General features: G+C 71.7%; 28 protein-coding genes. 6 read left to right on the top strand and 22 right to left on the bottom strand.

From position 1 onward, the window contains the following. The first annotated feature begins 180 nt into the window (after positions 1-180). From INP57_RS05470 to INP57_RS05460, 3 genes are all read left to right on the top strand, one after another. Positions 181-1,104 carry a 1,4-dihydroxy-2-naphthoyl-CoA synthase gene (locus INP57_RS05470; RefSeq protein ID WP_200068941.1) on the top strand — a complete coding sequence of 308 codons (924 nt, stop codon included), beginning with the start codon at positions 181-183 and terminating at the stop codon, positions 1,102-1,104. A gap of 283 nt (positions 1,105-1,387) precedes the next feature. Beyond that, the gene (gene menE, locus INP57_RS05465) at positions 1,388-2,617 is read left to right on the top strand and encodes an o-succinylbenzoate--CoA ligase (RefSeq protein WP_200069367.1); all 1,230 of its coding nucleotides are present in this window, start codon (positions 1,388-1,390) and stop codon (positions 2,615-2,617) included. A gap of 28 nt (positions 2,618-2,645) precedes the next feature. Continuing rightward, positions 2,646-3,518 (top strand): 1,4-dihydroxy-2-naphthoate polyprenyltransferase, encoded by an 873-nt coding sequence (locus INP57_RS05460; RefSeq protein ID WP_200068940.1) that lies wholly within the window; start codon positions 2,646-2,648, stop codon positions 3,516-3,518. A 123-nt stretch (positions 3,519-3,641) separates the two neighbouring features. On the opposite strand, the gene INP57_RS05455 is transcribed toward INP57_RS05460, so the two are convergent. From INP57_RS05455 to INP57_RS05445, 3 genes are all read right to left on the bottom strand, one after another. Then, on the bottom strand, positions 3,642-4,190 hold the full coding sequence (locus INP57_RS05455) for a DUF3558 family protein (protein ID WP_200068939.1): 549 nt from the start codon (positions 4,188-4,190) through the stop codon (positions 3,642-3,644). A gap of 64 nt (positions 4,191-4,254) precedes the next feature. Then, positions 4,255-5,379, bottom strand: a complete 1,125-nt coding sequence (gene cds1, locus INP57_RS05450) for an L-cysteine desulfhydrase Cds1 (protein WP_200068938.1) — start codon at positions 5,377-5,379, stop codon at positions 4,255-4,257. After that, positions 5,366-5,674 carry a DUF4229 domain-containing protein gene (locus INP57_RS05445; RefSeq protein ID WP_200068937.1) on the bottom strand — a complete coding sequence of 103 codons (309 nt, stop codon included), beginning with the start codon at positions 5,672-5,674 and terminating at the stop codon, positions 5,366-5,368. Before INP57_RS05445 ends, cds1 begins: the two co-directional genes overlap by 14 nt. A gap of 175 nt (positions 5,675-5,849) precedes the next feature. On the opposite strand from INP57_RS05445, the gene INP57_RS05440 reads away from it, so the two are divergent. Together INP57_RS05440 and INP57_RS05435 are read left to right on the top strand one after the other, a co-directional pair. Further along, positions 5,850-6,071, top strand: a complete 222-nt coding sequence (locus INP57_RS05440) for a BldC family transcriptional regulator (protein ID WP_184476042.1) — start codon at positions 5,850-5,852, stop codon at positions 6,069-6,071. A gap of 115 nt (positions 6,072-6,186) precedes the next feature. Continuing rightward, positions 6,187-6,381 carry a hypothetical protein gene (locus INP57_RS05435; RefSeq protein WP_200068936.1) on the top strand — a complete coding sequence of 65 codons (195 nt, stop codon included), beginning with the start codon at positions 6,187-6,189 and terminating at the stop codon, positions 6,379-6,381. Positions 6,382-6,422: 41 nt separating this feature from the next. On the opposite strand, the gene INP57_RS05430 is transcribed toward INP57_RS05435, so the two are convergent. The 5 genes from INP57_RS05430 to INP57_RS05410 all read right to left on the bottom strand — a co-directional run bounded on the left by INP57_RS05430 (position 6,423) and on the right by INP57_RS05410 (position 12,614). Then, positions 6,423-7,769 (bottom strand): MinD/ParA family ATP-binding protein, encoded by a 1,347-nt coding sequence (locus tag INP57_RS05430; RefSeq protein WP_233627049.1) that lies wholly within the window; start codon positions 7,767-7,769, stop codon positions 6,423-6,425. A 344-nt stretch (positions 7,770-8,113) separates the two neighbouring features. Then, positions 8,114-9,118 (bottom strand): c-type cytochrome biogenesis protein CcsB, encoded by a 1,005-nt coding sequence (gene ccsB, locus INP57_RS05425; protein ID WP_200068934.1) that lies wholly within the window; start codon positions 9,116-9,118, stop codon positions 8,114-8,116. After that, positions 9,118-10,731, bottom strand: a complete 1,614-nt coding sequence (gene resB, locus INP57_RS05420; protein WP_200068933.1) for a cytochrome c biogenesis protein ResB — start codon at positions 10,729-10,731, stop codon at positions 9,118-9,120. Before resB ends, ccsB begins: the two co-directional genes overlap by 1 nt. Further along, on the bottom strand, positions 10,731-11,513 hold the full coding sequence (locus tag INP57_RS05415) for a cytochrome c biogenesis CcdA family protein (RefSeq protein ID WP_200068932.1): 783 nt from the start codon (positions 11,511-11,513) through the stop codon (positions 10,731-10,733). The genes resB and INP57_RS05415 overlap by 1 nt, the downstream gene beginning before the upstream one ends. 180 nt (positions 11,514-11,693) lie before the next feature. Next, positions 11,694-12,614, bottom strand: a complete 921-nt coding sequence (locus INP57_RS05410; RefSeq protein ID WP_200068931.1) for a helix-turn-helix domain-containing protein — start codon at positions 12,612-12,614, stop codon at positions 11,694-11,696. A gap of 337 nt (positions 12,615-12,951) precedes the next feature. On the opposite strand from INP57_RS05410, the gene INP57_RS05405 reads away from it, so the two are divergent. Then, positions 12,952-13,176, top strand: a complete 225-nt coding sequence (locus INP57_RS05405; protein ID WP_200068930.1) for a hypothetical protein — start codon at positions 12,952-12,954, stop codon at positions 13,174-13,176. Between the two features lie 13 nt (positions 13,177-13,189). Here the strand turns inward: INP57_RS05405 and INP57_RS05400 are convergent, their stop codons facing one another. From INP57_RS05400 to INP57_RS05335, 14 genes are all read right to left on the bottom strand, one after another. Continuing rightward, positions 13,190-13,789 (bottom strand): TlpA family protein disulfide reductase, encoded by a 600-nt coding sequence (locus INP57_RS05400; protein ID WP_200068929.1) that lies wholly within the window; start codon positions 13,787-13,789, stop codon positions 13,190-13,192. Next, positions 13,786-14,421, bottom strand: coding sequence for a histidine phosphatase family protein (locus INP57_RS05395; protein WP_200068928.1), 636 nt, complete (start codon positions 14,419-14,421; stop codon positions 13,786-13,788). The genes INP57_RS05400 and INP57_RS05395 overlap by 4 nt, the downstream gene beginning before the upstream one ends. Further along, on the bottom strand, positions 14,418-15,749 hold the full coding sequence (gene hemL, locus INP57_RS05390; RefSeq protein ID WP_307849921.1) for a glutamate-1-semialdehyde 2,1-aminomutase: 1,332 nt from the start codon (positions 15,747-15,749) through the stop codon (positions 14,418-14,420). The genes INP57_RS05395 and hemL overlap by 4 nt, the downstream gene beginning before the upstream one ends. A gap of 59 nt (positions 15,750-15,808) precedes the next feature. Then, positions 15,809-16,162: a hypothetical protein gene (locus INP57_RS05385; RefSeq protein ID WP_200068926.1), complete on the bottom strand. Its 354-nt coding sequence runs from the start codon at positions 16,160-16,162 to the stop codon at positions 15,809-15,811. 110 nt (positions 16,163-16,272) lie between these two features. Next, positions 16,273-16,722 (bottom strand): transport-regulating membrane protein Mce1N, encoded by a 450-nt coding sequence (mce1N, locus tag INP57_RS05380; RefSeq protein WP_200068925.1) that lies wholly within the window; start codon positions 16,720-16,722, stop codon positions 16,273-16,275. Then, positions 16,715-17,146, bottom strand: a complete 432-nt coding sequence (locus INP57_RS05375; protein ID WP_200068924.1) for a hypothetical protein — start codon at positions 17,144-17,146, stop codon at positions 16,715-16,717. Before INP57_RS05375 ends, mce1N begins: the two co-directional genes overlap by 8 nt. Continuing rightward, positions 17,143-17,793: a hypothetical protein gene (locus tag INP57_RS05370; RefSeq protein ID WP_200068923.1), complete on the bottom strand. Its 651-nt coding sequence runs from the start codon at positions 17,791-17,793 to the stop codon at positions 17,143-17,145. Before INP57_RS05370 ends, INP57_RS05375 begins: the two co-directional genes overlap by 4 nt. A gap of 82 nt (positions 17,794-17,875) precedes the next feature. Next, positions 17,876-18,454, bottom strand: coding sequence for a hypothetical protein (locus INP57_RS05365; protein ID WP_200068922.1), 579 nt, complete (start codon positions 18,452-18,454; stop codon positions 17,876-17,878). A 60-nt stretch (positions 18,455-18,514) separates the two neighbouring features. Continuing rightward, positions 18,515-19,102 carry a hypothetical protein gene (locus tag INP57_RS05360; RefSeq protein WP_200068921.1) on the bottom strand — a complete coding sequence of 196 codons (588 nt, stop codon included), beginning with the start codon at positions 19,100-19,102 and terminating at the stop codon, positions 18,515-18,517. Next, a complete protein-coding gene (hemB, locus tag INP57_RS05355) occupies positions 19,099-20,088 on the bottom strand; it encodes a porphobilinogen synthase (RefSeq protein WP_200068920.1) in 990 nt (329 codons plus the stop codon). The genes INP57_RS05360 and hemB overlap by 4 nt, the downstream gene beginning before the upstream one ends. A gap of 167 nt (positions 20,089-20,255) precedes the next feature. Next, positions 20,256-21,782, bottom strand: coding sequence for a bifunctional uroporphyrinogen-III C-methyltransferase/uroporphyrinogen-III synthase (locus INP57_RS05350; protein ID WP_200068919.1), 1,527 nt, complete (start codon positions 21,780-21,782; stop codon positions 20,256-20,258). A 14-nt stretch (positions 21,783-21,796) separates the two neighbouring features. Beyond that, a complete protein-coding gene (gene hemC / locus INP57_RS05345; RefSeq protein ID WP_200068918.1) occupies positions 21,797-22,735 on the bottom strand; it encodes a hydroxymethylbilane synthase in 939 nt (312 codons plus the stop codon). After that, on the bottom strand, positions 22,732-24,156 hold the full coding sequence (locus INP57_RS05340; RefSeq protein WP_200068917.1) for a glutamyl-tRNA reductase: 1,425 nt from the start codon (positions 24,154-24,156) through the stop codon (positions 22,732-22,734). Before INP57_RS05340 ends, hemC begins: the two co-directional genes overlap by 4 nt. Further along, positions 24,153-25,016, bottom strand: coding sequence for a redox-sensing transcriptional repressor Rex (locus INP57_RS05335; protein WP_200068916.1), 864 nt, complete (start codon positions 25,014-25,016; stop codon positions 24,153-24,155). Before INP57_RS05335 ends, INP57_RS05340 begins: the two co-directional genes overlap by 4 nt. Between the last annotated feature and the right edge of the window lie 71 nt (positions 25,017-25,087).

Below are 25,087 nucleotides of genomic sequence, written 5' to 3'. Positions count from 1 at the left end.
CCCCTGCGGACCGCTCCCAGTGTCGCCCGGGACACCGGACCATTCGGACCCGGTACCGGCTGCGCCACCGGAACGGGCGGCCGCTGGGCCCCCGGGACGGACAAGCGCTGGGCCGCCGCACCGCGCGGCCGGCGCCCTCCTGATGTTCCGGGCGCCGGGGCTCGGCCTATTGTCCCAGGCGTGCTGAACTCCCGTGTTTCTGAGCTGTTCGACCCGGCCGCGTGGGAGCCGGTGGCCGGGTTCGACTTCACCGACATCACCTATCACCGCTGCGTCGAGGACGGTCCGGGACGCGGCACCGTCCGGATCGCCTTCGACCGCCCGGACGTGCGCAACGCCTTCCGCCCGCACACCGTCGACGAGCTGTTCCGCGCGCTCGATCACGCGCGGATGACCAGCGACGTCGGGTGCGTGCTGCTGACCGGCAACGGCCCGTCCGCGAAGGACGGCGGCTGGGCCTTCTGCTCCGGTGGTGATCAGCGCATCCGCGGCCGTTCCGGATACCAGTACGCCTCCGGGGACACCTCGGAGACCGTCGATCCCGCCCGCGCGGGCCGGCTGCACATCCTGGAGGTGCAGCGCCTGATCCGGTTCATGCCCAAGGTCGTGATCGCCGTGGTCCCGGGCTGGGCCGCCGGCGGCGGGCACAGCTTGCACGTGGTGTGCGATCTCACGCTGGCCAGCGACGAGCACGCCCGCTTCAAGCAGACCGACGCCGACGTCGGCAGCTTCGACGGCGGGTTCGGCAGCGCCTACCTGGCTCGCCAGGCCGGGCAGAAGTTCGCCCGCGAGATCTTCTTCCTCGGCCGCCCGTACTCCGCCCAGCAGGCCCACGAGATGGGGATGGTCAACGAGGTCGTCGAGCACGCCGAGCTGGAGTCGACCGCGTTGCAGTGGGCGCGGGAGGTCAACGGCAAGTCGCCCACCGCGCAGCGGATGCTCAAGTACGCCTTCAACGCCATCGACGACGGGCTGATCGGCCAGCAGCTGTTCGCGGGCGAGACCACCCGGCTCGCGTACATGACCGACGAAGCGGTCGAGGGCCGCGATGCGTTCTTGCAGCGCAGGGAGCCGGACTGGAGCGAGTTCCCCTGGTACTACTGACCGCGCCACCGGGCCGCGGGCAGCGCTGAGCGCCGGTGGCCGGGGCGCCTCCGCCGCGGCCACCGGCAGCGCGCAGGGAAGTTCGCAGCCGTTGCGGTCCTGGAGCCGCACGCCCATCGTCATCACCGCTTCCGCTCGTCACCGGTCTCTGCAAGAACCATCGGCCGGCCGGGTCGAACAGTTGAGCGAGTTCATCCGAACTGGTGATCGAGTTGTGATGGACGGAACCGTTGCCGCAGGCCGCCGACCCGCCGCGAGCACCGGCAGGCGCAAGATGAGCGGTATGCCGACCGCCCGCGAACCCCGGCCCGGTGCGCTCCGCTCCCGGGAACTCCGAGAACTGCCCGTCCCCGCGGGAGCAGCGGCGCTGACCGTGCTGCCCGACCTGCGCCGGGCCCTCAGCGGCGAAGGCCCGGCGCTGCTCCCGGTGCCAGCGGGCAGCGACCCCGCACCCGCCTTGGGCGCGGGTGAACCGCTGGAGTCCGATGAGGACGATCCCGCGGACCCGACGGCCCTGGTCATCGCGACGTCCGGTTCCACAGGAACACCCAAGGGCGTGCTGCTGCCCGCGACCGCGCTGCGCGCATCGGCCGAGTCGACGCACCGCCACCTCGGCGGCCCGGGGCACTGGCTGCTGGCGATGCCTGCGCACCACATCGCAGGCATCCAGGTGCTGGTCCGGTCCCTGATCGCCGGAACGGACCCGGATGCGGTGGACACTTCGGACGGTTTCCGCCCGGATCGGTTCGCCGAAGCCGCGCAACGGACTTTGACCACCCGGGGAAGGCACTACACCGCGTTGGTTCCCACTCAGCTGCACCGCCTGCTCGACGACGCCTCCGCCGGCCTGGAAGCCCTGCGCGGATTCGACGCGGTCCTGCTCGGCGGAGCGGCCACGCCACCCGCGCTGCTGCGCCGCGCGCGCGAGACCGGTGTCCGGGTGGTCACCACCTACGGCATGAGCGAGACCTCCGGTGGCTGCGTCTACGACGGCGTGCCGTTGGACGGGGTACGGGTGCGAGTCGAGGCCCCCTCCGGTGCCGCGGAGTCCGGCACGGCCGGTCCGGTGTCGCTGTCCGGCCCGACGCTGGCCCGCGGCTACCGGCGGCAGACTCCGGCCGCGGCGTTCGACGACGGCTGGTTCCGCACCGGCGACCTCGGCCGGTGGTCGGGGGACCGGTTGGAGATCGTGGGCCGCGCCGACGACTTGATCATCACCGGCGGCGTGAACATCGCCCCGGCCCAGGTGGAACGCGTGCTCGGCGAACTCGACGGCGTGCGCGAGGTCTGCGTGCTCGGGGTGGACGACGCCGAATGGGGCCAGGCGGTGGTGGCCGCGGTCGTGCCCGCCGACCCGGCGGCGCCCCCGCGGGCGGAAGCGCTGCGCGCGGCGGTGCGCGCCGAAGCGGGCCCCGCGGCCGTGCCCAAGCGGGTGGAGTTCCTGGCCGAACTGCCGTTGCGCGGGCCGGGCAAGCCGGACCGGCGGGCGTTGCGGTCGACTCTTCATCAGTGACCACGAGCGGTGCGAGATGATGACCCCCATGGCGACTGTCACTCAGTGGATCGAAGGCGCGCGGCTGCGCACATTGCCGAACGCGATCACGCCCGTGCTGGTCGGAACCGGCGCGGCCGCCGGGGTGGACGGGTGGTCCGCACCGATCGCGCTGCTGGCGCTGGCGGTGTCGGTGCTGCTGATCATCGGGGTGAACTTCGCCAACGACTACTCGGACGGAGTCCGCGGCACCGATGACAGCCGGGTCGGGCCGATGCGCCTGGTCGGCTCCGGCGCAGCGACGCCGGGGTCGGTGCGCACGGCCGCGTTCACCTGCTTCGGCTTGGGCGCGCTGGCCGGGATCGGCGTGGTGCTGCTCAGCGGTCAGTGGTGGATGCTGCTGGTCGGGCTGCTGTGCATCGGTGGCGCCTGGTTCTACACCGGCGGCAAGCGCCCGTACGGCTATTCCGGGCTCGGTGAGGTCGCCGTGTTCGTCTTCTTCGGCCTGGTCGCGGTGCTGGGGACGATGTTCGCGCAGGCGGGCACGGTCAGCGGGTTCGCCATCGGTGGCGCGGTCGCGGTGGGCGCGTTCTCCAGCGCCGTGCTCGTGGCGAACAACCTGCGCGACATCCCCGGCGACCGGGTCACCGGCAAGCGCACCCTGGCGGTGCTGCTCGGCGATCGGGACACCCGCACGCTCTACTTGGCGCTGGTGCTGATCCCGTTCCTGATCACGGTGCTGACCGGGCTGCGCAATTCGTGGGCACTGGTGGGTTTCCTCGCGCTGCCGCTGCTGATCAACCCGGTGCGGGCGGTGACCGGCGGCGCTTCCGGGCGCGGGCTGATCCCGACGCTGCGGGACACCGGCCTGGCGATGCTGGTGTGGGGCGCGGCGACCGGGGTCGCGCTGGCCGCCGGCTGAGCCCCGGCTCAGCTCGTCGACACAGCTGAGCTCCGGCTCGGCCCGTCGACACAGCTGAGCTCCGGCTCAGCCCGTCGACACAGCTGAACCCCGGCTCAGCCTGCGGACACAGCCGAGCTCGCCTCAGCGCACCCCGGCCAGCACGTACTGCGCGACCCCCTGCGCGGTCTCGCAGTCGTCCGAGTCGGCTTCCGGCGCGTTCACCGTGACCTGCAAGGTCGCCCCGGCCTGCGGCGCGAACACGGTGCAGTCGTTGACGTGCAGCTGCTGGGTGCCGCGCACCGCGCCGAGCTCGACCTCTTCGTCGCCGAGCCCGCCGAAACCGTCCGGTTGCGAGCCGATCAGGATCGACCGCGACCCGTTCTGCGCCTCGAACTGGCAGCCGCGCACCGACGGCTCCAAGCCGATCTCGCGCGGCGCGCCCGCGCCCACCGGGAACGCGAGCTTGCCGAGTTCGTCCACCGTGACCAGCCCGCACAGCTGTTTCGCTGAGGCGTCCGCGAGCGCGCGGCGCTGCTCCGGCGGCACCTGCCGAGTGATCGACGGGGCGACCGACTCGGGCTGACTGGTGGTGGTCCCCGGCGAGGTGGTCGCGGGTGCGGGACCGGGCCCGCCCTGGGTGCATCCGGCCGCGAGCAGGGTGATCAGCGCGGCGGGCACGATCGCGCGCATGTCACCTCCTGGAACGACTGCTGATCGCAGAGTACGTGCCGTCGCCAGGACCGCCGCGGACGGCTCAGCCCGCGACCGGCCACGCGCCGGTGCGGTGGAACTCCGCCAGCACCTCGAGGGGCCCGCTCAGGTCCATCCCTTGCGCGGCCACCCATTCGTCGTCGTAGTAGGTGTTCGCGTAGCGCTCGCCGCCGTCGCAGAGCAGCGTGACGATGCTGCCGCCGCGCCCGTCCCGCACCATCTCGGCGATCAAGCCGAACGCGCCCCACAGGTTCGTCCCGGTGGATCCGCCGACCCGGCGGCCGAGCACGTCCGCGGCCCAGCGGACGGTGGCGATGGAGGCCGCGTCGGTGACCTTGACCATGCGGTCGATGGCCTCTCCGACGAAGGAGGGCTCCACCCGGGGCCTGCCGATGCCCTCGATCAGCGAGCCGCGGGAACCGGTCTGCGCCGGATCGCCGCGGCGCCAGGCGTCGAAGAAGACCGAGTGCTCCGGGTCGACCACCGCGAGCCGGGTGCGGTGCCGCCGGTAGCGGATGTAGCGGCCGAGGGTCGCGCTGGTGCCGCCGGTTCCCGCGCCGGTGACGATCCACTCCGGCACCGGGTGCCGCTCCAACGCCATCTGCTCGAAGATCGACTCGGCGATGTTGTTGTTCCCGCGCCAGTCGGTGGCGCGTTCGGCGTGGGTGAACTGGTCCATGAAGTGCCCGCCGAGTTCGCCGGCGAGCCGCCGGGACTCCGCGTAGATCGCGTCCGCGCGATCCACGTAGTGGCAGGTGCCGCCGTGCCGTTCGATGAGCGCGACCTTCTCCGCGCTGGTCGAGCGGGGCATCACGGCGATGAACGGCAGGCCGAGCAGGTGCGCGAAGTGCGCCTCGGAAACCGCGGTGGAACCGGAGGACGCCTCGATCACCGGCGTGTTCTCCGTCACCCATCCGTTGCAGATGGCGTAGAGGAACAGCGATCGGGCCAACCGGTGTTTGAGCGAACCGGTCGGATGCGTTGACTCGTCCTTGAGGTAAAGGTCGATGCCCCACTCCGGCGGCAGCGGGAACCGCAGCAGGTGAGTGTCGGCGCTGCGGTTCGCGTCGGCCTCGATGAGCCGGACGGCTTCGTTGCACCAGGCCCGCGTGCTCCCGCAGGAGCGGTCCACGACAGCGCGGGCCCGCTCGACGTCACTGCTGGTCATCGGACTCGTCGCGGTCGCCGCGGAGCTGCGCGCGGAGTTCTTCGCGGCGCTGCGCCCGGTGCACCATGCCCGCCGCGACGCGGCGGCGCAGCTTGCCGAACACCAGCATCGACAACGGCATCACGACCACTACGGACACGGCCGCGGCCACCAGCACCGGCACCTGGCAGGCGGCGATCACGGCGGTGACCGCGACCAGCAGTCCCAGCCTCGCCAAGGTGTAAAGCGCGATGTCCCGCGCCAGGTTCGTCCGCCCGTCCGGCCCCGCGTGCTCGGCCACCTGCTGTTCCTGCACGTCAGCCAGGGTAGAGCACGGCCGTTGCGGCCCAGCGCCCGGCGGTCCCGCCCGATGCGCCGGTTTCGTCCCTTACCTTCCCTTTACCTGGAGCCAAATGTTCGAGTACCTGACCATCCGGGTGCCAGGATGCGACCGGAATGCCCGAAAACCGTCCGCATTGTGGAGGTCCGCTGTGACCGCGACGACTCCCCAGTCTCGTCAGAACGGCCAGGAACAACTGCTCACCCCTGGTGAGGTCGCCTCGCTGTTCCGGGTCGACCCCAAGACGGTCACGAGATGGGCGACCGCGGGCCGGATCGGCTCCATCCGCACGCCCGGCGGGCACCGCCGGTTCCGCGAGTCGGAGGTCCGCACGCTGCTGGCCGAGCTCACCAACGACGTCCGCTCCGCTTGATCCGCACCCGGGGGACCCGCCCGCGCGGCGGGCTCCCCGGGTCGTTGCCTGATCGGCGCACCCACCGACCCCGCCACTCGGGCTAGTCTCGGCGGGGAAGTGTTGGAGGTGTCCGATGATCTACGTCCTGGCAGCGATCGGCGCGCTCACCGTCGCCGTACTGATGTGGCGGGCCTTCGGCCCGATGCGCGACGACGAACCGGAAAGCGCCTCCGGCCGCAGGACGGTGGCACCCGACGACGATCCCGAGTTCCTGCGGCGGCTCGGCGAGCAGCAGCAGCGCAACACCGGCGACCACGACCAGGACTGATCCCGGCCGACCAGGACTGATCCGGGCGCGGCCGCCCGCGGTCACACCTGCCGCTGCCTGCCGAACGCCTGCGGGAAGTCGTCGGCGACGATCGCGGCCAGCTCCAGCAGCGCCAGCCTGGTCGGCGCGGCGAGCTGGTCGAGCTCCACCTCGGCGCCCTCTTCCAGGTGCGCGTCGAACGGGATGCGCGCCACCGAGCGGCAACGCGACCCGAAGTGCGCGCTGAGCTTGTCCACGTCGACCTTGCCGGAACCCGGCCGCACCGAATTGATCACCGCGACCGAGCGCGCCACCAGCGAGCCGTAGCCGTGCGCGTCCAGCCAGTCCAATGTGGCCGAAGCACTGCGCGCACCGTCTATCGAGCCGGGCGAGACGATCACCAGTGAGTCCGCGACGTCCAGCACGCCCTTCATCGCCGAGTGCATCAGTCCGGTGCCGCAGTCGGTGAGCAGGATGTTGTAGAAGTGCTCCAGCAGCGTCACGGTGCGCTGGTAGTCGTCCTCGCTGAACGCCTCGGAGACCGCCGGGTCCTGCTCGCTGGCGAGGATCTCCAACCGGCTCGGGCCCTGCGAGGTGTACGAGCGCACGTCGCTGTACTTGCGGATGCGCTGCGCGTCGCGCAGCAGGTGCCGCACCGTCGCGGTCGTCTCCAGCGGGATCTTCTGGCTGAGCGTGCCGCGGTCCGGGTTCGCGTCCACCGCGATCACCCGGTCACCGCGCAGCGACGAGAAGGTGGAGCCCAGCGTCGCGGTGGTGGTGGTCTTGCCGACGCCGCCCTTCAGGCTCAGCATCGCGATCTTGTAGCAGCCCTGCAGCGGCTGGTTGATCCGGCCGATCAGCTCCCGGCGGCGCACGTCCGAAGCGGATTCGCCCAGGTTGATCGAGCGGCCGCTGGCCACGTAGAGGGCCTTGCGCCAACCGGACTGCGGTGGGCGCCTGGTCTGCCGGAGCAGCTGCGCCGAGGACAGGTCCTGGCCGAACGCCTGCTGGTTGCCGCCCTGCGGCGGTTGCTGCGGCGGGAACCCCTGGGGCTGCCCGGGATTCGGCTGCTGGGGGTTCTGCGGGTATCCGGGCTGCTGCGGGAACGGACCGGCCGCGGGCGCGTACGGCCCGGACGGGACACCGCCCACCTGGTGCGGCCCGGACTGCCCGGGCGGTGCCGGGAACGGCCCGGAGCCCCCCGGCGGCACCTGGTGCGGTCCGGACTGTCCACCTTGGACGGGCTGGGGGCCGGGCGGGCCCTGCGCCGGGTTCGGCCCGGGCGCGCCGGCCTGCTGCTGCGGGCCGGACTGGGTCGGGTCGACGTAGAGCGGCCCGGACTGCGGGCGGACGTCCGGGAACGGCTGTCCACCTTGGACACCGGGTGCCGGGTAGTGCTGCGGCGGCATCTCCGGCGGCTGCAGCGGGGTGTTGTTCGGCGTCGTGCCCGGCTCGACGTACGGCGCTTGGGCGGACTCCTGCGGGCCGTAGCCGTAATCCGGTGCGCCGTGCCCGGCCGGGCCGTTCGACGCCGCGGACGGGTTCCGGGCTTCCGTGGACGCCTCCGGGCGCGGGCCGTCAGCGGCCGCACCGGGCGACGTCGAACCCGCCTCGCGCTGCGTTTCGGGCTCTTCGTAGCGTCCGGTCACCGTTCCCGTACCTCCTGCACTTGGCTCGATCATTACCGGGACGAGTGCCGGCCGCCCGCGTGACGCGGGTGGCCGGACGCCGCGCTCCGGCTCGGATCATGGACTCACAGCCCAGCGTACGAGTGCAGCCCGGAGACGACGATGTTGATGAAGAACAGGTTGAAGATCATCACGGCCAGCCCGGCGATGTTGACCCAGGCGGCCCGCACGCCGCGCCATCCCGCGGTCGCGCGCGCGTGCAAGTACGCAGCGTAGACGACCCAGGCGATGAACGAGCAGGTCTCCTTCGGGTCCCAGCCCCAGAACCGGCCCCAGGCGGCCTCCGCCCAGATCGCCCCGGCGATGATCGCGAACGTCCACACCGGGAAGATGATCACGGTGGCGCGGTAGGCCATCCGGTCCAGCGCCTGCCCGGCGGGCAGCCGGGAACCGAATTTCACCATTTTCAGCGGGTTGTTCTCGTACCGCGCGCGCAGCAGGTACAGCACGCTGGCGGTACCCGCGAACATCAGCGCACCGCTGGAGATGATCGCCGCGGTCACGTGGATCACGATCCAGTAGGACTGCAGCGCGGGCTGCAGCGGAGCCGCCTTCGCGTACAGCACCGTGCCGGACAGGAACAGCAGCAGCACCACCGGCAGCAGCAGGAAACCGCCGAGCCCGCGCAACTGCGCCGGAGTCGCGTCGCGGCGCTCGGCCCGCATCTGCCGGAACAGCACGATCGTCCAGGCGATCACCGCCGCGAGGCAGATCGCCGAGCCGAACTCGTACATGTTGCCCCACGGCGCCCGGCCGGTCGCGACCCCGCGGAAGATCAACGAGGCGGCGTGCACCAGCGCGCCGAGCACCGTCATCGACACCGCCATGCCGCCGAAGCGCTCGGACAGCGGGCGGCCCTGCGGCTGCTCGACCCGGCCGACGCCGCCGTTGGACTCCGCGGCCGAGCCACCGCCCGCGGTGACCAGCTCCGCCTCCCGCGCGGCCTTGACCTGCTTGCGACCGCCGTAGGCGAATTCGGCGAAGTACAGCAGCATGGCCGCGATGTAGATCACGACCGAGGTCGCGAAGGCCATGTCGCTGTAGGTGGACAGCGTCTGGTTGACCGGCATCAGCTCTTCCTTCCGCGCACGGATTCCGACCCGGAAGGCTCCGCGTCGGAGCCATCGGTCCCGAGCAAGTCCTTGGCCAACCTGGTGAATTCTTCGCCATAGCCGGCCTGATCGGTCCGGGCGAGTCCGCCGACCTCGACAACGGTACGCGCGGAACCGTCCTGTTCGGCCTCCGGGTGCGAGGCCACCCGCACCCAGATCCGGCGGCGCTTGATGCTCAGCGAAGCGGTCAGCCCGAAGATCACCGCGATCGCCGCGATCAGCACGTACTGCTGGGACGGGTCGTGCGAGACCTGCAGGTTGGCCCACCGCTCGACGCCGTCGAAGTGCACCTTGGTGCCGTCGGCGAGCCGGAGCTCCTGCCCGACGCGCAGGTTCTCCCGCGCGACCCGCTGCAGCCGCCCGGACTCGACCATCTTCTGGTCCACGCCGAAGATCGACTGCCCGCGTCCGGAGTCCAGCCCGAGGTCGCCGCGCAGCACGTCCACCGCCGCAGCCGGGTCCAGCAGGTCCGGGAACCGCGAACCGAGCACCTTGCCGTCGTAGCCGGCCGTCGGCGCGAACAGCCCGGTAACCGCCATCTGGGTCTCGCGCCGCTGCTTCTCATCGGTCACGCCGGGCTGGTCGAACTTGGTGGCGCCCTGGGACAACTTCGTCGTCGTGTCCATCGGCTGCCACTGCACGGTGCTGGTGCGCTTCTGCCCGTCCGGCCAGGTGACGGTGAACGTCGGCGCGTAGCCCTCACCGGTCAGGTAGACCCGGTCGCCAGCAGTGCGCAGCGGATGGTTCACCTGCAGATCGTGCTGCTGCCAGTCGCCGCTGGCCAGGTCCTCCCCGGACTGGTAGTCCACGTCGGCCTGGAAACCCGCAGGCTGTCCGGTGTGCTGGTACTTGACGTTGAGGTCGTTGACCCGCAAGCAGAACGGGCTCAGCCGGGTTCCGTCCACGTTCAGCCCGGCGCGGAACGAGTCGTAGTTGTAGGTGCCGGAGTTGCAGAACTCCGAACCGTCGGCCATCACGATGACCTGGCCCTCGTAGCTGTAGAGCTTGCCGCCCGCGAGCCCGATCAACAGGGCCACCAGTGCGAAGTGGAACACCAGGTTCCCGGCCTCGCGCAGGTAGCCGCGCTCCGCGCTGATCGAGCGGCGGCCTTCGTCGTCGGTGCGCTCGTCCTTGCGCCAGCCGCGCAGCTTGCGGTTCGCGGTTGCCAGCACCTCGTCCGGCGTTCCGTCCACAGTGGCCGTCGCGTGGTGCGGCATCCGCTCGAGATTCCGCGGCGTGCGCACCGGTCTGCCGCGCAGCTGCCGGTAGTACTCCAGGCAGCGCGGCAGCAGGCAGCCGATCAGCGAGATGAACAGCAGCACGTAGATCGAGGCGAACCAGACCGAGCTGAACACCTCGAACACGCCCAGCTTGTCCAGGATCGGCGCGACCTTCGGGTAATCCTTGAAGTACTTGTCGACCTCGCCCGGGTTCAGCGAGCGCTGCGGGATCAGCGCGCCGGGCAGCGCGGCCATCGCCAGCAGGAACAGCAGCACCAGCGCGGTGCGCATGGACGTCAGGCCGCGCCAGGTGTTGCGCAGGAAAGCCAGGGCGGTGCGGACTCGGGACATCAGATCGGTGTCTCGAATCCGTTTACAGGTTCACGCAAAACCGCGATCAGTTCTCCCCAAAGACCGGTGACGAGCAGCAAGCCCACCACTACCAGCAGCGCACCACCGGCGATCTGGATGACGCGCCCGCGGCCGCGCAGCCAGCCCGCGCTGCGCACCGCCCACCGGGCACCCAGCGCCAGCAGCACGAACGGGAGGCCGAGGCCGAAGCAGTAGGCGGCAACGAGCAGCACACCGCGCACGGCCGTGCTGGTGCTCACGTCGGTGCCGATCGCCAGCGACATCACACCGGTCAACGTCGGCCCGAGGCACGGTGTCCACCCGAGACCGAACACGGCACCCAGCAGCGGGGCGCCCCACAGTCCGGCCTGCGGGACCTTGTGCACCCGCACGTCGCGTTGCAGCGCGGGCACCAGGCCGATGAACACGAGTCCCATCGCGACCGTGATCACTCCGCCGATGCGTTGCAGCAGCGGCTCGTTGGCCAGCAACGCGTCGGACAACCCGAGCAGCAGCAGCGAACTGGCGCCGAACACGACGCTGAACCCGGCCACGAACAGCAGCGCGGCCCCGGCGACCCGCCAGCGGCCGCGGCGCGTGCGCTGCGCCTCGCCCGCGTCGATCGGCGGGGATTCCGCGCCGACGACGCCCGCGAGGTAGGCGAGATAGCCCGGCACCAGCGGGACCACGCACGGCGAAGCGAAGCTGACGGCCCCGGCGAGCACCGCGATGACGGCCGCGAACAGCAGCGGGCCGGACGCGGCGAGCTCGGTCGGGTTCACGGCTCCGAGGGTAGGGCCGAGGCTAGTGTGGCTACGCACCACCCCGCGTGACCACGCGCACAACCACTTGCCAGGCCCGCACCGGCTCGCGCTCGGGCGCGCCGGAGCGATCAGCAGCCGCTCGCGGACCGGCCGGATTCCGCTCAGCGCCGAAGACCTGCAAGCGGCAACGGCGGAGCACTACGCGGGAACGTGGTCGGCCTCGAGCTGCGCGGCCCGCTCGGTGATCAGCCGGACCGAGTCGTCCGCGGACAGCGCGGCTCCGGCCACCCGGGACAGCGACTCGAAGAACGGCGCGGTTTCCGCGCTGTCGTCCAGGAAAGCACCGGACCGCAGGTGCTCGACGTGCACGATGGGCCGTTGCCGCCGGAACTCCAGCAGCATCTGATCGCCGTTCATGCCCGCGTGCGCACCCGCCGCGAACGGCACGACCTGCACCGTGATGTGCGCGCGCCGGGCCATCCGCAGCACGTGCCGGAGCTGGTCGAGCATCACCTCCGGCCCGCCGACGGGGCGGCACAGCACCGCCTCGTCCAGGTAGGCGCGGAACCGCACCGGCTCCTGCTCCCTGGTCAGCACGCCTTGCCTGCCGAGCCGCAGCGCGACGTGCGATTCCAGGTCGGCACCGGTGACACCGCCCGCGGTCAGCACCGCCCGCGCGTAGTCGGCGGTCTGCAGCAGCCCCGGCACCAGCGCCAGCGCGACATCGGTGATCTCGGTGGCGAACCGCTCGTAGTCGATCAGCGCGGCCAGTGCAGCCGGTGTTCCGGCGTGCCCGCCGACCTCCCACCAGCGCGGCTCGGCGGCGGCCTGCACCAGCTCGAAGAGCCGGGCGCGTTCCGGGCCGGTGACCCCCAAGGTGCCCAGCAGCGTCGCCATCTCGGTTTCACCGGGAACGCGTTCGCCGGATTCGATGCGGCCCAGCGTCGCCCTGGACCATCCGCAGCGCTGCGCGAGTTGTTCCAGCCGCAGCGCGGCGTTCTTGCGCAACGTGCGGATTTCCATGCCGAGGCTGCGGGCGCGGACGCTGGATCCGGCCGCGCCGGGAGTGCGCTGTTGAGCAGGGCTTTCCCCGGCGTCGGTTGCTCGAACGCTGGACATAGCAGGAATCTATTTTCTGCGCTGAGACCGTGCCATCGCTCGATTCGGTGAAGCGGATTGCCTTTCCGCGTTCCGGGACGGTCTCATTCTGGAATGAGCGCGACCGCGCGGCCCCGCTCCGGCAAACCGACCCCGGCATACCGACTGCGGCAACACCGACGGGGCAACACCGACTCGGCAACGCGAACCGCCGCAACACCGGCCGACTGCGGCGACCCGGTCACCGTCCGCCAGCCGCTCCGCCGGAACACCGCAGGCGGACCGGGACCGCTCGACCACCGGTCGCACCTGCCGCGCCGGTCGAGGCGCGAACCGAACGACGCGGAATGGAGCCACGATGCCCCGGCAGCAAGGCTTGACCTACGTGTGGCGCCCGATCCCGACCGGGCGGCACGCCTTCGCTGCCGCAGCACTGGACGCGGCGCCGGATTCGCCGGTCACCTCCTACTGCGGAGTGCACACCGAAGCGGGCGAGCTGCACGGGCGGACCGAGCGGGAATGGGTGCAGCAGGGCACCTGCATGGAATGCTGGCGGGCCTTGACCGGATCCCGCGTCCAATAGGTGCGCCCGTGAGTCAGCCTCGGGCAGCCTGCTCCGACGCGATCTTCTGCACTTCGGGGAGCAGTTCGCTCTCCAGCATCTCGGTCAGGAAGATCGCAGCCACCCGGTGCTGCCGGTCCAGCACGATGGTGGAAGGCACGGCGCTGCGCGGATAGTTGCGCAACGCCAGCAGCGAACGACCCGACGCGTCGAAAATGGACGGGTAGGTGAGTCCGCGATCGCGGTGGAAGTCCCGCGCCGCCGAGCGGCTGTCCCGCACGTCGATGCCGAGCACCTGCACGCCCTGCGGACCCAACTTGTCCTGCACCGCCTGCAGGTCGTCGGCCTCCGAGCGGCATGGGCCGCACCACGAACCCCACAGGTTCAGCACCACGACCTGGTTCGGGAAGTCCTTGATCCCGATCTGCTCGCCTTCCTCCAGCAAGCTGTCCCCGCCCAGGCTGGCCAGCGGCTTGCGCTCGGCGGGCGGGTAGAAGATGCGGGTCTGCCCGCCCGGCGAGACGAACGTGAACTCGGAGCCCTGGTCCACCGCGTCCTTGCCCGCCGTGGCGCAGCCGCCCACCAGCGCGAGCACCGTGACCGCGAGCACCAACCGCAGCAACAGCTTCCTCATGCCCCGGTCACCCTCGGATCGGTTTCGCCTGCCGGTTCCGCGTAAGCCACCCGCACCAGTTCCTCGTCCCGGAAGACCAGGCTGGTCAGCGAAGCCAGCGAGCACTGCCGGTTGCGCGGGTCGTGCCACATCCGCTTTCCCTCCACGAAGCGGCGCAACGTCCAGATCGGGAGCTGGTGCGACACGCACACCGCCTCGTTGCCCGCGGCGGCGGCCCTGGCGCGCTGCGCGGCGGCGAGCATCCGGTGCGCGACGCGCAGGTAGGGCTCGCCCCAGGACGGGGCGAACGGGTTCCACAGCTTCGGCCAGTGCTGCGGCGAGCGCAGCGCGCCGTCACCGACGGAAACCCGCAGGCCCTCGAACTTGTTCTCGGACTCGATCAGCCGCTCGTCGGTGTGCACGTCCAGCGCGAACGCCGCGGTGATCGGTTCCGCGGTCTGCTGGGCGCGCTGCAGCGGCGAGGCCGCGACGTGCGTCACCGGGCGCCCGGTCAGGAACTCCGCGACCGTCTTCGCCTGGCGTTCGCCCTGGTCGGACAGCCGGTAGCCGGGCAGCCGCCCGTAGAGGACCTGCTCCGGGTTGTAGACCTCGCCGTGCCGCAGGAAGTGCACGATCGTCTTGACCGGGCTCACGCGGGCTCCTTCGCCGCGGCCGCGGCGGCCGCGGCGTGCGGAGCGGCTTCGGCGATCCGCTCGAACGCCCCCTCGTCCATCGCGGCGTTGACGAACCAGCACTCGAACGCGCTCGGCGGCGGGTAGACGCCGCGGTCCAGGAAGGCGTTGAAGAAGGCCGGGAAGCGCCACGCCTGCTGCGCCTGCGCCTGCTCGTAGTTCGTCACCGGCGTTTCGCTGAAGAACACGCTGACCAGGTTGCCCGCGAACGCGACCTGGTGCGGCACGCCTTGCGCGGACAGCGCCGAGCCGAGCAGATCGCCCAGCCGCGCCGCGTTGCGGTCCAGCGCCGCGTAGACGTCCGCGTCCGCGGCGCGCAGGTTGGCCAGCCCGGCAGCGACCGCGACCGGGTTCCCGGCCAAGGTGCCCGCCTGGTACACCGGCCCGGTCGGCGCCAGCAGCTCCATCACGTCGGCGCGGCCGCCGAACGCCGCGGCGGGCAGGCCACCGGACATGACCTTGCCGAAGGAGTAGAGGTCGCCTGCCACGCCGTCCAGGCCGAACCAGCCCGAAGCCGAGACTCGGAAGCCGGTCATCACCTCGTCCATGATCAGCAGCGCCCCGGCGGCGCTGGTGATCTCGCGCAGCGCCGCGTTGAAGCCGGGCTGCGGAGCGATCGCGCCCATGTTGCCCGCGGCGGCCTCGGTGATCACGCACGCGATGTCGTCGCCGTGCTCGGCGAACGCGGTGCGCACCGCGTCGACGTCGTTGTACGGCAGGACGATGGTGTCCGCGGCCTGCGCGCCGGTGACCCCCGGCGTGCTCGGCAGCCCCAGCGTCGCCAGCCCCGAACCCGCGCCTGCCAGCAGCGAGTCGACGTGCCCGTGGTAACAGCCCGCGAACTTCACCACCTTGCGCTTGCCGGTGAACGCGCGCGCCAGCCGCACCGAGCTCATCGTGGCCTCGGTGCCGGAGTTGACCAGCCGGACCTGCTGCACCGGCTCGACCCGGCGGATGATCTCGGCGGAGAGCTCGATCTCACCGACGCCCGGCGTGCCGAAGGACAGCCCGCTGCCCGCGGCGTCCTGCACGGCCTTGACCACGTCCGGATGCGCGTGCCCGTTGACCATCGGCCCCCACGAGGAGACGAGGTCGACGTACTCGTTGCCGTCGGCGTCCCACATGCGAGGACCTTCGGCGCGCACCATGAACCGCGGGGTGCCACCGACGGACCGGAAGGCGCGCACCGGGGAATTGACGCCACCCGGGGTGACTTCCTGCGCTCGATCGAACAACTCCCGCGAACGGGGCGCCGCAGGATTCGGGTTGCCAGGGGTTTCGGCTGTCACGCCTCCAGTCTGACAGGCCGCGGAGTGTGCGTTGCCGCACCCCGCGCGGGCCCCGGCCGTCAGCGGCGCGGTCCGCGGGAGCGGCGCACCCGCCATGCCAGCATCGACTGCCGGACCACGTCGATCACGGCGAAGGCCGCCGCGGTCGCGGCGGTGACGCTGAGCCCGACCCAGTTGCCCGCGATCCGGGTCGAGTGCATCGGCGCCCCGTCCGCACCCGGCACCTCGACGCTCGATCGCGACTCGCCCCAGCACCACCACGCGGCGAACACGAGCGCGATGATCAGCAGAACTTCCCCGGCTGCGATGGCCAGCCGCCACGGCTGCGCCAGCCGCCCGGCCGGGGCAGCGGTGTTCGCGGTGTCCTCGTGCGGCATCGGCCCGTCGGCCGAACACGGTTCCGGAAACGTCACGCCACGCAGGGTCTCACGCGGTCGTGCGACCCGACGCCGCGTCGTGGGTCCACGGCTCCGCCCGGCTCTTGAGCTCTGTCCGGTCCGCGGCGCAGCCGCTGAGCAGCCGCCTAGGGCTCGACCAGCAGCGGCCGCAGTTCCTCGAGCAAAGCTGCGGGGTCCTTGGCCCAGGCCAGCACTACGCGGTCGTCCGCTAACCGCAGCGGAATCTCGCCCATGCCCTTCGGCGGGGTGAAACCGCCGCCCAGCACCGGCACGCCCATCGGCGCTCCCACGTCGGTGATCGCGGCGATCCGCGCGATCTCCAGGTCTTCCCGGCCGACCGTGAGCAGCGTCGGCGTCAACCGCACCAGCAGCGCGCGCCGCCGCGCGTACACCCACGCCGCGGCCGCCACGGCCAGCACTCCGGCCAGCAGCAGCCACGCGGCGAGGTTCACGACACCGGGTGTGAGGAGTTCGACGAGCAGTCCGCAGCCGGCGAAGACCGGCCCCCACGCGACGGGCCACCAGGTCGAACCGTCCTCGGCGTAGAGGACCGGGCCGGTTTCGGCGTCACTCATGCTCGCCGGTCACCCATTCCGTTCCGGTCTTCGACCAGCAGCACCACGCGGCCGCGCCGCCGAGCACCAGCACGATGAGGTTGACCACGGTCAGGGATTGGCTGCCGAGCATCATCACCACCTGCACCGCCAGCAGCACGGACACCCCGATCCTGGACCACGGCCGCCGGGTCAGGATCAGCAGCCCCAGCACGACGTATCCGGCGGCGAAGACCACCGCGATGCCGGTGTTGATCAGCAGCAGTTGCAGCGTCCGGTCCGCCGCCTGCTCGGGTGCCGCCGCGTGGTTGGCCACCAGCTGCTGCTGCAGCGCGGACCGTCCCGCCCACGAGAAGGCCGTCTGCACGAGCAGGAAGGCCGCCAGCGCGCACCAGAGCCCGACGCCCGCGCGCACCGCCTGCGGCGCGGTGTTCGCGGCGCTCACCGGTACGACCTCGCTGCGAAGTACCACTGCGAAGGCTTGAGGTAGCTGAGCACGATGAACGCGGCCATCGCGACGAGTTCCAAGGCGCTGCGCGCGTAGCCGAGCGCGACGAGGCCGGCGGGTTCGACCACGCCGGGCGGCAGTTCACCCTCGCCCCAGCCCGAACCGCCGACGATCAGGCCGGACAACGCGGCGAGCACCCAGACCGCGGCGAACACGGTGAGCGTGACCCGCGCCCAGTTCCGGCCCGCGCGGAGGCTGAACCCGAAGATGATCCACAACGCGGTCAGCACCACCAGCACGACCGTGGCGACCACGAAGAACGCCACGAGCACGTTGGCAGCGGTCTGCGCCGCCAGTTCTTGCTGCCCGCCTGCGAACTCCGCGGCCAAGAGTTCCCGCGTGAAGCCCTGGGTCTGGAAGAAGCTCACCGCGTAGAGCACCGTGGCCACCACCGGCACCACCACCGCGAGCCAGAATGCGGCTTCGACGGTTCCCGGCCTGCGCGGCTCGCCCGGATCCGGTGCGGACGGCGCCGCGTACGGGTCGGCCTGCTGGTATTGCGGGTAGCCGCCCGGCTGCTGCGGAAATCCACTCGGTGGCGGCTGCTGGCCGCGCTGCTGCCAAGGATCGTGCGGTGACGTCACGTGCAGAACAGTAGAAATCCGGCAAGGTCGCTGTCCACCTGTTCGATCAACATCACCGGTTCGCGAGCACCTGGCGTGCCGATCAGGGGCGGTAGGTGAAGTGATCGCGCGCCGAGCTCGCGAACATGCACAGCACCGTCGCGCTCAGCGCCACGACCTGCGCCGCCTCCAGCACCACGTACAGCGGGCCGTACGGGTTCTTGCCCACCAGCGCCAGCAGGCTCGAGACCGCCCACACGAACGCGATGGAGGTCAGCACCAGTCGTGCCCACTCGCGGCCGCGGAGCATCGCGAACAGCAACAGCGACCACAACGCCGCCGCGAGCACGGCCATCGCCACCAGGCCGCCGAGGATGCCGAGGTAGACGCTGCGGACGTCGCCGCCGGTGAGCAGGAACTCGGCGTCTCCGAGCATCCGCAGCAGCAGGTCGTCGGAGGCGACGCATTGCACCGCCAGCAGCGCCGAGCCGATCATCACGTCGACCACGCCGAGCCAGAACGCCGCGGTCACCGGCCGCGGGCGGCCCGCATCGGGCTCGCCGACCCAAGCCGGGGAATCGACGGCGCCGGCCTGCGGCCAGGGCGACGCTTGCAGCGCGCCGGAACCGCCGGGCGAGGAATCCGAGTCCGGTTCCGGCCGGGAATCCTGCGAGCTGTTCACATCATCGAGCGTAGATCAGAACAGCCGGATGCTCCCGCGCCGAAATAGCGGGAAACCCCACTACCGGAGGAACGGCGGCCCCTGCATCGGCGGCCCCTGCATCGGCGGGAACGACCGCGGCGCACCGCGCTGGTAGAACCGGTTGGAGTCCGGCAGGAACATCAACACCAGCGCGGCCGCGTGCAACAGCGCCACGAAGACGCTGAAGACGATGTCCAGCGGCGCGATGTCCGCGCCGACCATCCGCACCACCTCGGCGCGCCCCAGCACCGCGAGCGTCAGCAGCGTGACCAGCGTGCCGAACACGCCGAACCCGCCGAACACCGCCAGCACCACGCGCGCCCAGTTGCGGCCTTGCAGCATCCGGGTCGACAAACCGGCGTAGACCACGACAATCGCCGAGGCGAACAGCAGCGTGATCAGCACCCCGTTGTTCGCGGCCGCGTCCAGCTCCTGCTGGTTGAGCTGCGGAGCCGCACCGTGCAGCTCGTTGATCAGCCGCTCCCGGTCGGCCAGCTGCCACAGCGACCGCACGAACTCGAACGCCGCGGCCGCGATCCACAACCACCGGGCCAGCTCCAACGTCCGCGGCGCGGGTGGCTGTCCCTGCGGTTCGGAAGCACCCTCGGACGACTGCGGTGCGATCACTTGAGCCCCAGGCTTTCCCGGTACCACTGGGACAGCTCGGTCGCGTAGTAGGTCAGCACGATGTCCGCGCCCGCGCGCCGGATGGAGGTCACCGTCTCCTGCACGATGCGCCGCCGGTCCAGCCAGCCGTGCGCGGCGGTCGCCTCGATCATCGAGTACTCACCGGAGACCTGGTAGGCCGCGACCGGCACGTCGGACAGCGCCGCCACGTCGCGCAGCACGTCCAGGTAGGACATGGCGGGCTTGACCATCACCATGTCCGCACCCTCGGCCAGGTCCAGGTCCGCTTCGCGCAGCCCTTCCCGGCCGTTGCCGGGGTCCTGCTGGTAGGTGTTGCGGTCCCCGGACAGCTGCGAGTCCACGGCCTCCCGGAACGGCCCGTAGAACGCCGAGGCGTACTTCGCCGAGTAGGCCAGCACCGAGGTGTCGGCGAACCCGGTCGCGTCCAGCGAATCCCGGATCACCGAAACCTGGCCGTCCATCATGCCGCTCGGCGAGATCACCTGCGCCCCGGCCTCGGCCTGCGCGACCGCCATCTCGCCGTAGACCTGCAGCGTCCGGTCGTTGTCCACCACGCCGTCGTCGTCCAGCACACCGCAGTGGCCGTGGTCGGTGAACTCGTCCAGGCAGGTGTCGGCCATCAGGACCGTGCTGTCGCCGACCTCGGCGGCCAGGTCCCGCAGCCCGGTGTTGAGCACGCCGTTCGGGTCCACCGCGCCGGAACCGGTGGCGTCGTGCTCGGCGGGCACGCCGAACAGCATCAGCCCGCCCACTCCGGCGCTGACCGCTTCGGTCGCAGCTTTGCGCAGCGAATCCCGGCTGTGGTGCACCACGCCCGGCATGGAGGTGATGCCCACCGGTTCGGACAAGCCCTCCCGCAGGAACATCGGCAGCACCAGGTGCCTCGGTTCCACGCTCGTTTCGGAAACCAGCCGGCGCACGGCGGCGGTGCGGCGCAACCTGCGCGGGCGATGCGACGGATACATCGGCGAGCTCCTCGCGACGACGAACGGCGACCGGCGAGCGGTCGCGAATCAGGCGGATCTCCGGGCACCGCGAGCCGGTGTCCACGGCCTCCCCAGGACCAGCCTGCCAGTGCCGGAAAGCAACGTGGCCCGGACCCCGCGTTCGCGAGATCCGGGCCACGACGTCGTCAGCTCCGGCGGGCGCGCTTGGCCTTCTTCGGCGGCGGCAGCGCTCCCTCGGCGCGCAGCTTGGCCGCGTGCTCGGCCAGCGCGTCGACCAGCGCCGGTACCTGCGCCAGCTCGGGCTGCACGTCCACCCGCAGGCCGAATTCCTTGGCCGTCTCGGCCGTGTTCGGGCCGATGCAGGCCACCAGCGTGCGCGCGTGCGGCTTGCCCGCGATGCCGACCAGGTTCCGCACCGTCGACGAGGAGGTGAAGCACACCGCGTCGAACCCGCCGGTCTTGATCATCTCGCGGGTCTCGGCGGGCGGCGGCGCGGCCCGCACCGTGCGGTAGGCCGTCACGTCGTCGATCTCCCAGCCGCGCTCGCGCAACCCCGCCGACAGCGTCTCGGTGGCGATGTCCGCGCGCGGCAGCAGCACCCGGTCCACCGGGTCGAGCACGTCGTCGTGCGGCGGGAAGTCCTGCAGCAGTCCTTCGCTGGTCTGGTCGCCCGAGGGCAGCAGCTCCGGGGTGATGCCGAACGAGCGGACCTTCTCCGCGGTGGCCTCGCCGACGCAGGCGAGCTTCACACCGGAGAACGCGCGCGCGTCCAGGCCGAACTCGCGGAACTTCTCCCACACCGCGCGGACCGCGTTGGTCGAGGTGAACACCACCCACTGGTAGCGGCCGTCGACCAGGCCCTTCACCGCGCGCTCCATCTGCGCGGGGCTGCGCGGCGGCTCCACCGAGATCGTCGGCACCTCGTGCGAGACGGCGCCGTGCGACCAGAGCCGCTCGCTCATCGAACCGGCCTGCTCCTTGGTGCGCGGCACCAGGATCTTCCAGCCGTACAGCGCGCGGGACTCCCACCAGGACAGCCCGGAGCGCTCCGAGCTGACCGATCCGATCGTCACCACCAGCGGGCCTTGCAGCTCACCCGCGTCCGCGGGCAGCGAGGCCAGCGTGGTGTCGATCGTGCGCTGCTGGACCGTGGTTCCGGACGAGGTCACCGCGACCGGGGTCTGCGCGGCCATGCCGTGCTCGACCAGCGCCGAAGCGGCCTCCGCCAGGTGGCTGCCGGTCGCGTGCAGCACCAGCGCACCCGGCTGCGCGGCCAGCGCCGCCCAGTCCACCTCACCGCGCACGTCGACCTCGGTGTGGCCGGCGCCGAGCGCGACACCCGCGTAGGCGGGCACCGCGCTGCCCGGCGAAACCCCGGGCACGATGTCGAACGCGGCGTCGGTGCGCGCGACCTCGCGGACCTCGCGGACCACGGCGTCCGAGGTCAGCGGGTCACCGGAGACCAGCCGGACCACCGGCCGCCCGGTTCCCGCCTCGTTCGCCAGGTCCTGGGCCACCTCGCCCGGCTCGCCCACGGCGGGGCGCACCTCGGAGCCGTCCGCGGCCATCGCGACCACGTCGGCGGGCACATCCGGATCGGTCACCACCAGCGAAGCAGTGGTGAGCACATACTTCGCCCGAACGGTGAGCAGTCCCGCGTCACCGGGGCCGGAGCCCACGAATGCGATCCGTCCTGGGCTCTTGCGTGTCATCAGGGCACTCCCCATCAACTACTACCGGGACCGCTGAGCAAAGCGTCCCTGGCATCGAGCAGCTCGGCGGCCAGCGCCCGGCCGAGCTGCTCTGCGGCGGTCGTCTCACCAGTGCTGGAGGCGCGCACCAAACGATTCCCGTCGGTCGCCACGACCCCGCGCACGGACAGCCGCTGTGCCAGGCCGCCGTCCGGTTCGAGGTCCTCCACCACTTCGGCCAGCGCGCCGATCGGCGCACTGCAACCGGCCTCCAGCGCAGCCAACATGGCGCGCTCGGCGGTCACCGCGGCGCGGCAGGCCGGGTCGTCCAGAACGGACTGGAGCAGGTGCTCGTTGTCCACGTCGTCGACGCGGCATTCCACGGCCAGCGCGCCCTGGGCGGGCGCGGGCAGCATCTGGAGTGGATCGAGCGATTCCGTGATCACCCCGAGCCGGCCGACTCGGGCCAGCCCGGCGCGCGCGAGCACGACGGCGTCCATCTCGCCGTCGCTCACCTTGCGCAGGCGGGTGTCCACGTTGCCGCGGATGCCGCGCACCTCCAGACCGAGGCCGAGGGCCTCCAGCTGGCTGGCGCGACGCGGCGAACCGGTGCCCACGACGGAGCCCGGAGGAAGTTCGCCGAGCGTCAAACCGTCCCGTGCCACCAGCGCGTCCCGCGGGTCCTCCCGGGCGGGTACGGCGGCCAGCGACAACCGGGGGTCCGGTTCGGTCGGCAGGTCTTTGTAGGAATGCACCGCGACGTCCACCTCGCCGCCCGCGAGCGCCTCGCGCAGCGCGGAGGTGAACACCCCGACGCCGATCTCGGCGATCGGAGCCATCGAGCGGTCCCCGGGCGTGGCCACCCGCACCAGCTCGGTCGAGTAACCCGCGGCTTCCAGCGCTTCGGCGACCGTGCTGCTTTGCGCCATCGCCAGCGCGCTGCCCCGGGTCCCGATGCGCAGCGTCTTGTTCACCGGTTTTCACCGTCCTGTTCCGGCCCGTCCGGCTCGGAGGCGCCCTGTTCGGAGCTCCGCAGCAATGCCTGCGCGGAGCGTGCGCCGGTGACCGGCACGTCCTCTGCCGAACGGGGCGCGCGAATCGCGGCGGGGGATTGCGGGTCGAGTTCGAACAGCTCGCGCAGCGCCTCGGCGTAGCCGGAGCCGCCGGGCACCGAGGCGAGCTCCTTGACCCGCACGGTCGGCGCGTGCAGCAGCTTGTCCACCACGCGGCGCACCGTGCGGTTCAGCTCGTTGCGCACGTCGCCGTCCAGGTCGGCGGGCAGCCGGGAGTCCAGCCGCAGCAGCTCGGAATCCACCACCTCGGCGGCGCGCTTGCGCAGCGCCGTCACGGTCGGGGTGACCTCCGCCGAGCGCTGCGCGGCCAGGTAGCCGCGCAGCTCTTCGGCCACGATCCGGTCGGCGCGTTCGCTCTCGCTGCCACCGCGCTGCTCGGTCAGCCGCTGCTGCAGGGTCTCCAGGTCGACCACGGCCACTCCGGCCAGCTCGGCCACGCCGGGAGAGGTGTCCCGCGGCAGCCCGAGGTCGCAGAACAGCAGCGGCCGCTGCGGATCCTGCCGGTCCTGCACCGCACCGGCGACGATGTCCTCGGTGACCACCGCACCGACCGCGCCGGTGCAGGTCACCACGAGGTCGGCGGCGGTGATCGCGGTTCGCAGCCGGTCCAGTTCGACGGTGCCGGCCGCGACGCCCTCGGCGCGCAGCGACTCGGCGAGCCGCGCACCGTTGGCGGCGGTCCGGTTGGCGATCGTCACCTCGGCGATCCCGGCGCGCCGCAGCTGCGCGGCGGCCAGCGCGCCCATCGAGCCCGCGCCGACCAGCAGCGCGCGCCGACCGGCCACGCCGCCCAAAGCGGCCTCGGCGTCCGAAAGCGCCTCGGAGACCACCGAGGCACCGGCGCCGTCGATCTCGGTTTCGGCGTGCACCCGCTTGCCGACGCGCAACGCCTGCTGCGCCAGCTCGTGCAGCGTGCGGCCAACGGTCCCGGCCTGATCGGCGACCCCGTACGCCTGCCGCAGCTGACCCAGGATCTGGGCCTCGCCGACGACCATCGAGTCCAGGCCGGCGGCAACCGAGAACAGGTGCTCGACGGCCGCACCGGCGTAGTGCACGTAGAAGTGGTCGGCCAGCTCGGCGACCTCGGCACCGGCCTGCCTGGCCAGCACCGCGGTCACGTCGTCCAGCCCGCCGTGGAAGGTCTCGGCGACCGCGTACACCTCGACGCGGTTGCAGGTGGAGACCAGGAAGGCCTCGCTGATGTGGTCCCGGGCGATCAGCTCGTCGAGCACCTTGCCGACGTCCTCGGCGCCGATCGCGGCGCGCTCCAGCACCCGGACCGGCGCGGTCCGGTGCGAAAGCCCGACGGTGAGCAGGTTCACGGCCGAACCACCATCCCGTCCGCATCCTCGCGCTGCTGCGCGGGTTCCGAATTCCCTTCGCCGTCCGCGCCGCGGCCCGGCGGACCCCCGTCGCCCGCGATGCCGGTACCGACGGCCGCCGCCTCCTGATTGCGCCGCGCCACGTGGAACGAAAGGATCTGCATCTCCACCGCCAGGTCGACCTTGCGCACCTCGACGTGCTCGGGGACCTGCAGGACGACCGGTGCGAAGTTCAGGATGCACACCACGCCGCCCTCGACCAACCGATCGCACACCTCCTGCGCGCCTTCGGCCGGGGTGGCGATCACGCCGATGGTGACCTCCCGCTCGCGGCAGACATCGACGATGTCCTCGACCGCGTTGACCGGGATGCCGCCGACCGGCACGTCCAGCAGATCCGGATCCAGGTCGAACAGCGCGGCGACCGGGAAGCCGCGGTTGAGGAAGCCGCCGTAGTTCGCGAGCGCGTGCCCCAGGTTACCGATACCCACGACGGCGACGCGGTGCTTGCGGGTCAGCCCCAGCGTCCGCTCGATCTGCCCGATCAGCACGCCGACCTCGTAGCCGACGCCGCGGGTTCCGTAGGAGCCGATGTAGGACAGGTCCTTGCGCAGCTTCGCCGAGTTCACTCCGGCGAACGCGGCCAGTTCCTCGCTGGAAACGGTTCCGGTGCCCTGCTCGTCCAGGCTGGAGAGCACGCGCAGGTACACGGCCAGCCGCGCGACGGCCGCCTCCGGGATGGCCCTCGCGCGCTCCCGCGCGGCGGGTACGTCGATCGACTCGGGTGACCGTCCGGACCCGGACGGGACTTCCGCCGACTGCCCGGCTTCGTCCCGCACGCCCTCTCCGTGGGCCGTCACTGGCGCTCCCTTGACCTGCCTTGGTGATGCTGCCCGCCGCGCCCGCTCCGCGGGAGCGCACACCGGCGAAC

This window comes from Saccharopolyspora galaxeae, assembly GCF_016526145.1.
Lineage (GTDB): Bacteria > Actinomycetota > Actinomycetes > Mycobacteriales > Pseudonocardiaceae > Saccharopolyspora_C > Saccharopolyspora_C galaxeae.
The sequence above is the reverse complement of the archived record's forward strand: the minus strand, read 5'-3'. Positions and strand labels throughout refer to the sequence as shown.